Genomic DNA, 11,833 nt, shown 5'->3' with positions numbered 1-11,833 from the left:
TCCTGCCGCGGTGGGGCTACCAGTCGCCCCCGCCGAAGTCTCCGCCGCCGAAGTCGCCTCCGCCGCCGAAGTCCCCCCAGCCTCCGCCGCCGAAGTCGCCGCCACCGCCGAAGTCGGTGCCGCTGTCGGCGACCCCCTGCTCGTAGCCGGCTCCGTAGCTACCGTAGCCGCCGCCGAATCCGCCGCTCAGCATGCTGCCCATCATGGTGCCGACGAGCATGCCGGTCATGACATCGCCGAAGCCGCCGTAGTAGCCGTAGGCGTAGGGCTGGTAGGCCGGTCCCGCGTCGTAGTACGGGCGGCGCTGGCCGTTGACCATGACCTCGCGGGTCTGCGGCTCGAAGCCGCGCTCGACGGCCTCCGCGTCGGCCGCGCAGGCGGGCACGTCGCGCAGCGCGCCGCCGGGCGGGGCCCAGCGCACGTCGCGGACGGAGGGCCCGTGCTGCGGGTTGAAGAAGCACGGGGAGCGCCGCTCGGGCAGCGGCTGGTTGTTCACGCGCGCCTTCACGCAGGCGAGGGCGTAGCGGCCCTCCTCCAGCGCGGTGGTCACGCCGCGGAGCTCGTCGGGGCGGTTGACCGCCGCGAGCTCCACCTTGGCCCGCTCGTAGGAGTCCAGGGCGCGCTGCCAGTCCTGCAGGTGGTCGGCGCCGTTGCCGAGCAGCTTGACGTCGGTGTCGAGGTCGGTGATCTCCTCGCCGAACTTGGTGACGTCCTCGTCCACGGTCTGCTTGACCGCGGCCAGCTCGGCGGCCTCACGGATCTCGCGCTCCTTCTTCTTCTTGCGGGAGTAGAAGAAGATGCCCGCGCCACCGGCCGCGGCCAGCACCAGGATGCCGACCAGCACGCCCGCACTGGAGCCGCTGCTGGAGGAGCTGGAGCTGGAGGAGCCGGCGGGGGCACCGCCGCCGATCCCCGCGTCGTCCGCCAGCTTGGTGAAGTTGATCACGCTGTCGGTCGGGCTGTTGGCCTTGGCCCGCCCGAGCAGCTCGTCGACGTCGACGCCCTTGATGTTCGTGACGCCGAACGGGGTCCTGCCGCTCATCACCAGGACCGTCGACTTGGGGCCGACGCTCTTCAGGAGCGAGCTCAGCAGGGTCCTCGCCTGGGACTGGCTGGTGATCGAGTTCTCGGGGAGCAACGCCACGTAGACGGAGGAAGTCTTTTCCGCCGCGTCGCGCATGGCGTTGACGGCGTTGGCGGGCAGGTTCGCCGCGGGATCGGCGTAGAAGCGGTCCCCGTCCTTCAGCTCCGAGGCGATCGCACTGGGGTCTGGCGCCGCGGCGTGGGCCGCCGGGGCGAGCATGAAAACGGCCAGCAGCCCGGCGAACAGTGCCATGAGCATGGCACCGAAACGGCCTGGCGCGGTTCTAATCGTGGTCACGGCAGAAAGCCTCCTTCGTCCTGAAGACGAATGAGTGGACGTCAGAGTTCCTACATCCCGACCGTATCCTTTTCCGAACCGGGTCAGGCGTCTACCGGGGCATCCGTGTGTGATCGTCGCGCCACGGCCCGCGTGGACCCGCGCACCCGAAAGCTCGGGCGAGCGTGGCCGGGGCCTTCGGGGGCACCCCCGGGAGCCTGGCCCCGGCGCGATGTCCGTGGATCTCCACCGGATCCCCGGGCGCCGGTGAACGTGGGCGTACACCGCGCCGGGCGGGAACTCAGACGTCCTTGATCTCGCAGATCGTGGCACCCGAGGTGACGGTCTGGCCGACCTGTGCCGCCAGTCCGGTGATGGTGCCGGCCTTGTGCGCGGCGAGCGGCTGCTCCATCTTCATCGCCTCCAGCACGACGATCGTGTCACCGGCCGCGACGGTGTCGCCGTCGGCGGCGACGACCTTGACGATCGTGCCCTGCATCGGGCTGACCAGCGAATCGCCGCTCGCGGCCTTCTTGGCCACCCCGCCGCCGCCGCGGCGCGGTGCCTTCGACGCCGCGCCGCCCGAGCCGGGATTCCCGGCGGCGAACCCCGCGGGGAGCACCACCTCCAGCCGCTTGCCGGCCACCTCGACGGTGATCCGCTGCCGCTCGCCCGGCTCCTCGGCCTCGCCGTGCTCTCCCGCGTGCGGCGCGATCGTGTTGTCGAACTCGGTCTCGATCCACCGGGTGTGCACCGAGAAGGGCGCGCCGGTGAACGCGGGATCGGACACCACGGCACGGTGGAAGGGCAGCACGGTCGGCATGCCGTCGATCTCGAACTCGGCCAGCGCCCGGCGCGAGCGCTCCAGGGCCTGCCTCCTGTCGGCTCCGGTCACGATCAGCTTGGCGACCAGGGAGTCGAAGGACTGCGGGACGGTCATGCCGGTCTCGTAGCCGGAGTCCAGGCGCACCCCGGGACCGGAGGGGGCGCTCATCCGCGTGATCGTGCCGGGGGCGGGCAGGAAGCCGCGCCCGGCGTCCTCGGCGTTGATCCGGAACTCGATCGAGTGGCCGCGCAGCACGGGGTCGCCGTAGCCCAGCTCCTCGCCGTCGGCGACGCGGAACATCTCGCGTACCAGGTCGACGCCGGCGACCTCCTCGGTCACCGGGTGCTCGACCTGCAGCCGGGTGTTGACCTCCAGGAAGGAGATCGTGCCGTCCTGGCCCACCAGGAACTCGCAGGTACCGGCCCCGACGTAGCCCGCCTCGCGCAGGATCGCCTTGGAACTGGTGTAGAGCAGGTCGAGCTGCTCGGGGGTCAGGAAGGGGGCGGGCGCCTCCTCGACCAGTTTCTGGTGGCGGCGCTGCAGCGAGCAGTCACGGGTGGACACCACGACCACGTTGCCGTGGGTGTCGGCCAGGCACTGGGTCTCCACGTGCCGGGGACGGTCCAGGTAGCGCTCGACGAAGCACTCGCCCCTGCCGAACGCGGTGACCGCCTCGCGGACCGCGCTGTCGTACAGCTCGGGGATCTCCTCCGCGGTGCGCGCCACCTTCAGCCCGCGCCCGCCGCCTCCGTAGGCGGCCTTGATCGCGATCGGCAGGCCGTGCTCGGCGGCGAAGGCGACGACCTCCTCGCTCCCGGAGACCGGATCCTTGGTGCCGGCCACGAGCGGCGCGCCGACCTTCTGCGCGATGTGGCGGGCCTGCACCTTGTCGCCGAGCGCGATGATCGCGGCCGGCGGCGGGCCGATCCAGGTCAGGCCGGCGTCGATGACCGCCTGGGCGAAGTCGGCGTTCTCGGCCAGGAAGCCGTAGCCGGGGTGTACGGCGTCCGCCCCGGTCTCCGCGGCGACCCGCAGCAGCTTGGTGATGTCGAGATAGGTCTCCGCGGGCGTCTGGCCACCAAGGGCGTGCGCCTCGTCCGCGACCCGGACATGGAGTGCGTCCAGGTCCTGGTCGGAGTAGACGGCGACACTGGCCAACCCGGAGTCCTTGCACGCGCGGGCGATTCGAACCGCGATCTCACCACGGTTGGCGATCAAGACCTTATGCACCGACGTCGTTCCCTTCAGACGTGCGAACAGGGGGCTGGCGGGCCTCCAACGGAGTGTAAGCGGCGCCTGATGGCGGAGCGGAGGGGGGTCCTACCTGCCCAGGTACGCGCCGCCGTTGACGTGCAGGACCTGCCCGGTCACGTGGCGCGCCTCGGCGGAGGCGACGAACCGCACGGTCTCGGCGACGTCGTCCGGGGTCCCGGCCCTGCCGTTCCTGGTGCCCTCGACCCTGCGGCGCACCCCCTCCTCGGTGAGACGGCCCCGGAAGAACTCGGTGTCCACGATCAGGCCGGGGGAGACCACGTTGGCGGTGACGCCCCGCGGCCCCAGCTCGGCGGCCAGGTCGGCGGTCCACGCCTCCACGGCCGCCTTGGCCGCGCCGTACGAGCCGGAACCGGTGCCCCTGGCCGCGATGGAACCGATCGTGATGATCCGGCCGCCCTCGGCGAGGCGCGGGATGAGCGCGCTGGTGACCAGTACGGCCGACATCAGGTTGGCGTTGAGGTTGGCCCACCAGCCCTCCGCCACGTCCATCAGGTCGTCGCCGGACGGCACGCGGTCCAGGTTGGTGTTCCCGCCCGCGTTGTTGACCAGCACGTCCACCCGCGCGGGCAGCCGCTCCAGCGCCTCGCCCACCGCCACGGGGTTGGCCGCGTTGAACGCCACGTACGAGACGCCCAGCCGGTCGGCCGCCTCCTTGAGCACCTGCTCGCGCCGCCCGGTGACGGTCACCCGGTCGCCCTGCGCGGCGAACGCCGCCGCGATGGCGTAGCCGATTCCGGTGCCTCCGCCCGTCACCACAATCTCACGCACTGCCCATATCTCCTTGAATCACTAAAAATCAAGACAATGAAGAACGTTAGTCTCTCAGCGGTGAAGGGAACGTCCATAGCCGCTCGGTATATCCCGGATACCCCTGTGATCCGTACGCCTATCGTGATTTCGTTTGGTGACCAACCCCCGACACCGATCCGAAGGAGACTGGCATGAGCCAGAACTTGCTCGGCGGCAACCCCGCGGAAATGCAGCAGATGGCCACCCAGTTCACCCAGCAGGCCGACCAGGTCAGAGCGACCGTGGCCGCTCTTGACAGGGAGGCGGCGAAGGTCGGAACCGCCTGGACGGGGCCCGGCGCCCAGCGTTTCAGCGAGGCCTGGCAGAACTATCGCGCCGCTTTCCAGCGCATGTCCGAGGAGCTCGGCGAGGCTTCTCGGGTGATCAACACCTACCGCGGCAATATCGAGTCCGCCACGCGATAGGAAACGGCCCGCCGAAATGCCCCGGTTCTTGAAGGACCGGGGCATTCTCATGTGACGGCCGCCTGGATGGGGGTCACCGAGCCCAGGGTCACCAGCAGGCCGCGCCCCGGGGGGCCGCCGACCGCGCCGCGGGGCAGCCGGACCGTGAACAGATCGCCGTCGGCGGGGCTCTGGACCGAGAGCAGCAGGCCGGTGCGCCCCTTGCGGGTCTCGGCCGCGAAACCTCGGTAGGCGGTGGTCAGGTCGCCCGTGGTACCACCGATGATCATGCCGTGCTCGCCGTCCCTGCCGCTCCGGAGCACCTGTTCGAGCGCGGTGCCCAGGGGAGAGTCCGGGGAGATCAGCTCGGCGTCGTCGACGATCACGACATAACGGTCCTGCCCCGCGACGGCCTCGTGCAGGTCACCGTTCGCGTCCAGCACGGCCAGCACGCCGGGGGTGTCCACCAGCGTGCACAGCGGGCTGCGCCGGGGAGTCACCAGGACCGTGGGGGTGCCCTGGGAGAGCAGGGAGTGGGTGGCGGTCAGCAGTGCCGTGGACCTGCCGGACCTGGGCGGCCCCGCGACGACCGCGCCGGGGCCGTGGGCCAGCAGGTCGACGCCGAGCGGGGCCAGCGAGTCGCCCCCGGCGCCGAACAGCGCCCACAGCGGCGACGGCGGCCGGAAGGAGGGCACCAGATCCAGGACCTGCGCCGCGGTGACGCGCATCGGCAGCGCGTCCACCCGCAGCGGCGGGTCGGCGGTGATCTCCGGCGCCGACCGGGCCAGCGCCTGGAGCGCGGCGACCTGCGCCGGTCCCGAGGGGTCGTCGCAGAGCAGCGCTATCTGGCTCTCGGTCGTGCCGTACTCGCCGGTGGACAGTGCGCGGCCCGGCGCGAGGGTCGTGGGCAGGTCCTTGACCGGCAACCCGGCCAGGCCGTAGTCGGACGGGTCGGCCAGCCGCAGGATCAGCCGGTCGTCGAAGACCGTGGAGATCTGCCCGAGCAGCACGGACCTGTCACCGGTCACCACGGCCCGCAGCCCGACCGCGGGTCCCTCCCGCAGCAGCTGCATCAGCGAATCGATCAGCCGCCCGTAGTCGTAGCCCTCGAACGCGGCGACGAATCCCTCCCACCGGTCGAGCATCAGGACCAGCCACGGCAGCCGGGGGCCGTCCGTGCCGGCGCGCAGCTCGGCCAGCGAGGCGTACCCGGCCTCGGCGAGGAGTTGCTGGCGCCGCCCCACCTCCGCGCGGAGCCTGGCCAGCAGCCGCTCCACCCGGTCGAGCTGGTCGCGCGTCACCACGGCGCCGCAGTGCGGCATCGCCATCAGGGGCAGCAGCGCCCCCGAGCCGCAGTCGATCGCGTGCACGTGCACGTCGTCGGGGGAGGTCCGGCCGGCGATCGCCCCCGCGAGCGTGCGCAGCGCCGTGGACCGCCCGCTCCGCGAGGCGCCCGCGATGAGCAGGTGCCCCCCGCCCGCGAGGTCGAGCGCCAGTGCCCGCCGGTCCTGCGCCCAGGGCATGTCGGTGACCCCGAAGGCCAGCGGCGGCACCTCCTCGGCCCCCGCCCGGTAGGGCAGGCCGGTGGACGGTGTGGAGAGGCCGGGGACGACCGTGAGCTCGGGGAGCGGTTCGAGCCAGGGGCTCGGCTGCTCCGCGACTCCGGCGACGCGGGCCGCCTCGACGAGGGCGTCGGCGAGTACGGACAGGTCGGTGACGTGGCCTCCCTCGGCCCCCGCGCGCGCCGGCCTGGGGCGGCCCAGAGCCTGCCAGCCCACCTCCGTCACCCGCACCCTGGCCTCGCCGCCCGAGACACCGGGGCTCCGTCCGCCGATCCGCGCGGTCTGCACCGCCGTCGCCGCGCCCGCGCCCGACTTCACATAGCACCGGCCGGGAGCGGACTTGGGGATGTACGAGGCGTCCGGGCGGTCGATGACGTCGGCGGACTCGGTGGCCTCGGTGACCCGCAGCGCGATCCGCAGGGACGTGTTGGCCTGGATGTCGGCGGTCACCACACCGCCGGGGCGCTGGGTGGCGAGAATGAGGTGGATGCCGAGCGAGCGCCCCCGCCTGGCGATGTCGACCAGCCCGGTCATGAAGTCGGGCAGCTCGCTGACCATGGCCGCGAACTCGTCGATGACCAGCACCAGCCGGGGCAGCGGGGCCGGAGGCTCGGCGCGCCCGCGCAGCGGCCTGACCGGCGCGCCGCTCCCGGCGACGAGCAGGTCCCGGGAGGCACGGGCCGTGCGGGCGTCGCGCAGCTCGTGGTAGTCCTCGATGTCCTTCGCTCCCACGGCCAGCAGCAGGCGCTCACGGCGGCGGATCTCGGCGGCCAGGGAGGCCAGGGCCCGCTGGGTCAGGTGGCCGTCGAGGTCGCTGACCATGCCCACCGTGTGCGGCAGCCGCACGCACTCCTTGAACGCGGCGCCGCCCTTGTAGTCGATCAGCACGAACGTCATCTCGTCCGGCCTGTTGGCCACCGCCAGCGAGCAGATCAGGGTCTGCAGCAGCTCCGACTTGCCCGCGCCGGTGGTGCCCGCGATGAGCGCGTGCGGTCCGTCCCTGCGCAGGTCGACCGAGAACGGCCCCTCGGGGCCCACCCCCACCACGGCCTCGGTCGCCCGGCCCCAGCGCTCGGCCAGGGCCGCACCGGAGACCGACGGCAGCTCCAGCAGGTCGAGCAGCCGCGCGGAGCCCGGCAGGGCGAGGCCGGCGTCGTCGCGGCTGACGTCGCGGATCGGCGCCAGCGAGCGGGCCAGCCGGTCGCACCAGGCGGCCGTCACCTGGTCGGCCAGGATCTCGCCGAGGTCGTCCAGGCCACCGCCGCGCAGCCGCACGGTGCCGTCGGTCTCCATGGCGGCGACGGTGGCGCACTCCTCGGGCAGCAGCCGCTGGTCGCCGTCCACCGCCAGGGTGTAGACACCCGCGCGGGGTCCCTGGCGCAGCACCTGGGGCATGCCCGGCAGCGCGCGCAGCACCTGCGCGCCGTCGAGCACCACCAGCACGTCGTAGGGGCGTTCGTCGTAGACGGGGGCGGCGTACGGCTGTTCGGACCCGCCGCCCCCGCCCAGGTCGCCCCAGCCGGCCGGTACGCGGCCGAGCCTGGCCGAGGATCCCGCGGCGGCGTCGTCGCCGAGGCGCTCGTCGATCAGCGCGGCCAGCTCGCTCACCCTGCGGGCCGCGGCCTCGGGGTCGGCGCCGACCAGGGCCACGCAGTCCTGGCCGCCGCGCGGGGCGCAGTGCGGCAGCCACCGTACCCAGCTCCACCGCTCCTCGCTGTCGCCGTGCGCGGAGAGCACGACGATCGCCAGGTCGCGCGGGCTGTGCAGGGCGGCGGCCTGGCCGACCAGCCAGCGCGCCAGCCCGGCCGTCGTCTCCCTGGGTCCGGTCAGACCGGCGACGCCCAGGCGGCGCATGGCGAGCGCCACCGGCACCGCCTGGCAGGTGGGCGGGGCGGGCATCGGGGTGTCGGCCGGCGCGGAGCGCTCGGGGGTGAACTCCAGGTCGGCGGCCAGGTCGGCGAGGCCGACCCGGAGCCGCAGCGCGTCGGGGTCGTGGTCACGCCGCTCCCAGAGCCGCCGCCGGGGGCCCGTCACGGTGAGCAGCACCTCGGCGGGGTCGGGCGCGGCGGCGCGGCGGGCGGTCTCGTCGTCGGCGCGGGCGCGCTCCACGGTCGCCTCGAAGACCTTCAGCCGCTCCCGGTACTCCTTGAGTTGCCGGCGGTACTGCTTGCGGCCGTGCCGCCGGTCGCTCCACCACTGGCCGATCATGATCAGCGGTGTCATCAGCGCGAACAGCAGGAAGTACCAGGTCTGCAGTGCCCAGGCCATGCCGAGTCCCAGCGCCGCGGGCAGGAAGGCGGTCAGCAGCTGCAGCCGCATGGTCTCGGCCCGCCTGGGCTCGGCCGGCACCTCGAAACGCCGCGCGCCGCCCGGCGGGCGGAACCTGGGCGGCCGGTTGTAGGCCAGGCCGCCGTCCGGCTGTGCGTCCAGGTGCGCGTCGGGCGGCTCCACCGCCTTGAGGGTCAGCACGCTGCCGCCGCAGCTCAGCAGGGCGTGCTCGGGCCAGGGCAGCGGACCTTCCAGCCGCTCGCGGTCGAGCAGGGCCCCGGCCCCGGGGTTCCCCGGCTCCCCCGGCTCCCCCGGCTCCACGGTGATGGCGTCCGGGGTGAGCCGCACCACGGCGGCCAGCGCGGGCAGCCGGGGGTCGGACACGGCCACCGAGCAGGCGGGGTCGGAGCCGATGGTGTGCACGCCCAGGCTGAGGCGGTGCACCGACCCGGCGGCGGGCCCGCCGATCACCCGGATCTCCACGATCCCGCCGGGCTCCTCGGCGAGGGTGGCCAGGGCGAGCGAGCGGTCGAGGGTGACCAGGTCGCCGTCGCGGAGCAGGCCGAGCGCGGGAGCGTCGGGGTCGAGGGGGCGTCCGTCCAGCCAGAGCGCCGGGGGCTCGGCCCCGGCCGCGTCACGGCCCAGCCCGTACGGGGCCTTGCTGCGCGTCAGCCGCACCACGTTGCTCGGACGCTCGCCGCCCTGGCCCGCGAGTGACTCGGCGAGCCGTGCCACCGTGGTCGTCTCGTCGCCCTCGACCACGACATCGCGGTCGGCGTGCTCGCTGAGCACGGTGAGCATGATCCGCATCGACGCTCTCCTCGGGTCAGGCCCCCGGGGCCACCGTACAGAGGGAAAACGGGGTCGGAGAGGGTGTTCGCGGCAATCTCATGGCCCGCGACCCGGTATGTGGAAAACATCCCAGCCTGTGGATAACTCTCCGTAGGTAGCGGCTGTTTATACCGATTTATGGGGATATTTGGTGATTTATCGCCTCGTGGGCGCCGGCCTGCCCGAGGTGCGGAGCTGTGGAAAACCTGTTCGGAGAACCGGCGGAACGGCGGGCCGAGGCCCGGGCCCGAAGCTCGCCCGTCTTCTCCTCCAGCAGCCCGGCGTACGCGCTGACCTCGGAGGTCACCTCGGCCAGCCCGACGGCCACGCGGTGCAGCCCCTCGATCATTCGCTCGGTCATTCGCTCCGTCGCGGGGGCGGCGGTGAGGCGTTCGGCCCCGCGACGGCGTATTCGCCCGGCCGCCGCGCGGAAAAGGAGCCTGACGCGTCCCCCGCCCGAGGCGTCACGCCCGGATGATGTGGCCATATCTCCAGGGTGCCACATTTTGAACAGGTTCAGGGTTAAGGAGGGCGCACACCCGTGAGCGGAGAAGGGTGACGGGACGCCGTAATGACGGAGGTAAATGCTGTGACGATTGGTGCAAGAGTTAATTACCGTCCATATCACCCGGATAAGTGTTCCGTCATCTAGCGAAACCGCCACTTTCTTCTGAAGCGGCGTTGACAGACGTGTTCCTATCAAACGAGCATGGGTTCTGGTTTTTGTCCGGCAGCCCGTCGGCATGGTGCGCATAATGGCGTAAATTCAACCAGTAGTCCCCATATTTATGATCACTCTGGGAGTCCCCCTACCCATGAGGACCAGTCAACGACCCCCTCCCGAAGGAGGGGACTTGAGGCGCAGCGATGCGCCTGACAAGCCCCGCGTTGACCAGCCCTGGCCATCAGCTCAAGGAGGTGCGTTGTGATGGCCACGTTGAACACAAGATCGCAGACCCACCGGCGGGTGCTTCCTCAGCCTGCCGCTCTGGAATCCGTGGGAGCAGACACGCCCGAGGGTGGGCACGAAACGGCTCACGGACACCGCCTCGCGGCGGTACCTGGTGTTCGACCTGGGCGAGGGGAGACCGAGCAGGCCGGCACCCGGTCTGCTCGGCGTCACCCCGAGGACGCTTCGGCGCCTGAGGGAGCGAACCGTGAGGTTCACCCCGTCGTGTTCGTCCTGGATGTCCGCGGCCATCCGCTCGACCCGTGTCACCCTGCCCGTGCCCGTCGTCTGCTGGCGGCCGGGCGGGCGGTGGTGGTGCGTCACACCCCGTTCGTCATCCGTCTCAAAGACCGGTCGGTAGCCGACTCCACCGTGGCAGGCGTACAGGTCGGTATCGACCCCGGCAGCAAGCACACCGGCCTGGCCGTGTTCACCGGCCACGGTGGAAGCCGGGGTGGACGGTACGCGATCCAGCTCGACCACCGGGGCGCACTGATCCGCGACAGGCTCGCCGCCCGCTCACGGTATCGACGGCGACGCCGTAGCGCGAACCTGCGCTACCGCGCACCCCGGTTCCTCAACCGCACCAAACCGAAAGGGTGGCTCGCGCCGTCCCTGCAACACCGGGTGGACACCACCGTGTCGTGGGTCGCGCGGTTGACCCGGTGGGCGCCCGTGGCCACTGTGCACGTGGAGAAGGCCTCCTTCGACACTCACACCCTGTCGGCGGGCAAGCCGTTGGAAGGCGTGGAATACCAGCAGGGCACCCTGGCCGGGTACGAGGTCCGCGAATACCTGCTGGCCAAATGGGGCCGGGCATGCACGTACTGCGGCGCGAGCGGCGTACCGCTCAATCTCGACCACATCCACCCGCGCTCCCGGGGCGGCTCGGACCGGGTCGGCAACCTCACCCTGGCCTGCATCCCATGTAACCAGGCCAAGAACGCCACCCCGATCGAGGAATTCCTCAACGGCAGGCCCGCCCTCCTGGCAAAGATCCTCCGACAGGCGAAAGCACCGCTGCGCGACGCCGCCGCCGTCAACGCCACCCGGTGGGCACTGTGGCGGGCACTGAAAGCCACCGGCCTGCCCGTTCACACCGCCTCCGGAGGGCGCACCAAATGGAACCGCTCTCGCACCGGCGCGCCGAAGTCCCACACGTTGGACGCGTTGCACGTCGGCGAACTGGAGACCGTGACCACCTGGCCGTCCACGATCCTGGTGGTCACCGCGACCGGGCGCGGCAGCTACGCCCGCACCACCCCCGACCGCTACGGGTTCCCCCGTCTTGTCCGGCCACGGACTAAGCTGCACCGCGGCTTCCAGACCGGCGACCTGGTCCGGGCGGACATCCCGGCAGGCAAGAAGGCCGGAGTTCACACCGGGCGAGTCCTGGTCCGCTCCTCCGGCTCCTTCGACATCACCGCCCGGTGCGGTCGCGTCGCGGGGATCAACCACCGGCATGTCCGTCATCTTCAACGCGCGGACGGCTACGGCTACACGACCCGGAAAGAAGCCGATCGACATGACTGACCGGTCAGGGCACGCTCGGGCCTTGACAGCCCTCCC

General features: G+C 71.9%; 7 protein-coding genes. 2 read left to right on the top strand and 5 right to left on the bottom strand.

Annotation, left to right across the window (positions count from 1 at the left end):
- Positions 1 to 16: 16 nt before the first annotated feature.
- From ACFQVD_RS24440 to ACFQVD_RS24430, 3 genes are all read right to left on the bottom strand, one after another.
- The gene (locus ACFQVD_RS24440; protein WP_343975397.1) at positions 17 to 1,381 is read right to left on the bottom strand and encodes a hypothetical protein; all 1,365 of its coding nucleotides are present in this window, start codon (positions 1,379 to 1,381) and stop codon (positions 17 to 19) included.
- A 280-nt stretch (positions 1,382 to 1,661) separates the two neighbouring features.
- On the bottom strand, positions 1,662 to 3,416 hold the full coding sequence (locus ACFQVD_RS24435; protein WP_343975400.1) for an acetyl/propionyl/methylcrotonyl-CoA carboxylase subunit alpha: 1,755 nt from the start codon (positions 3,414 to 3,416) through the stop codon (positions 1,662 to 1,664).
- A gap of 90 nt (positions 3,417 to 3,506) precedes the next feature.
- A complete protein-coding gene (locus ACFQVD_RS24430) occupies positions 3,507 to 4,229 on the bottom strand; it encodes an SDR family NAD(P)-dependent oxidoreductase (RefSeq protein ID WP_343975403.1) in 723 nt (240 codons plus the stop codon).
- Between the two features lie 173 nt (positions 4,230 to 4,402).
- Here ACFQVD_RS24430 and ACFQVD_RS24425 point away from each other — a divergent pair, with 173 nt between their 5' ends.
- On the top strand, positions 4,403 to 4,675 hold the full coding sequence (locus ACFQVD_RS24425) for a WXG100 family type VII secretion target (RefSeq protein ID WP_030907662.1): 273 nt from the start codon (positions 4,403 to 4,405) through the stop codon (positions 4,673 to 4,675).
- Positions 4,676 to 4,722: 47 nt separating this feature from the next.
- Here the strand turns inward: ACFQVD_RS24425 and ACFQVD_RS24420 are convergent, their stop codons facing one another.
- Together ACFQVD_RS24420 and ACFQVD_RS24415 are read right to left on the bottom strand one after the other, a co-directional pair.
- On the bottom strand, positions 4,723 to 9,294 hold the full coding sequence (locus ACFQVD_RS24420) for an FtsK/SpoIIIE domain-containing protein (protein ID WP_386272123.1): 4,572 nt from the start codon (positions 9,292 to 9,294) through the stop codon (positions 4,723 to 4,725).
- A 157-nt stretch (positions 9,295 to 9,451) separates the two neighbouring features.
- Positions 9,452 to 9,676, bottom strand: coding sequence for a hypothetical protein (locus ACFQVD_RS24415; protein ID WP_343973873.1), 225 nt, complete (start codon positions 9,674 to 9,676; stop codon positions 9,452 to 9,454).
- Between the two features lie 813 nt (positions 9,677 to 10,489).
- On the opposite strand from ACFQVD_RS24415, the gene iscB reads away from it, so the two are divergent.
- Entirely contained in the window at positions 10,490 to 11,797 is a 1,308-nt protein-coding gene (gene iscB / locus ACFQVD_RS24410) for an RNA-guided endonuclease IscB (RefSeq protein WP_343973876.1), read from the top strand.
- Positions 11,798 to 11,833: the final 36 nt, after the last annotated feature.

Origin of the sequence: Streptosporangium amethystogenes subsp. fukuiense (assembly GCF_042665875.1) — a bacterium.
Taxonomy (GTDB): Bacteria; Actinomycetota; Actinomycetes; order Streptosporangiales; family Streptosporangiaceae; genus Streptosporangium; species Streptosporangium fukuiense.
Note: the sequence above shows the minus strand (reverse complement) of the source record. Positions and strands in the feature narration are given on the sequence as shown.

Coding starts and splice junctions, on each gene's coding strand:
- ACFQVD_RS24425 (WP_030907662.1), top strand. CDS start 4,403: ATGAGCCAGAACTTGCTCGGCGGCAACCCCGCGGAAATGCAGCAGATG.
- ACFQVD_RS24420 (WP_386272123.1), bottom strand. CDS start 9,294: ATGCGGATCATGCTCACCGTGCTCAGCGAGCACGCCGACCGCGATGTC.
- ACFQVD_RS24415 (WP_343973873.1), bottom strand. CDS start 9,676: ATGACCGAGCGAATGATCGAGGGGCTGCACCGCGTGGCCGTCGGGCTG.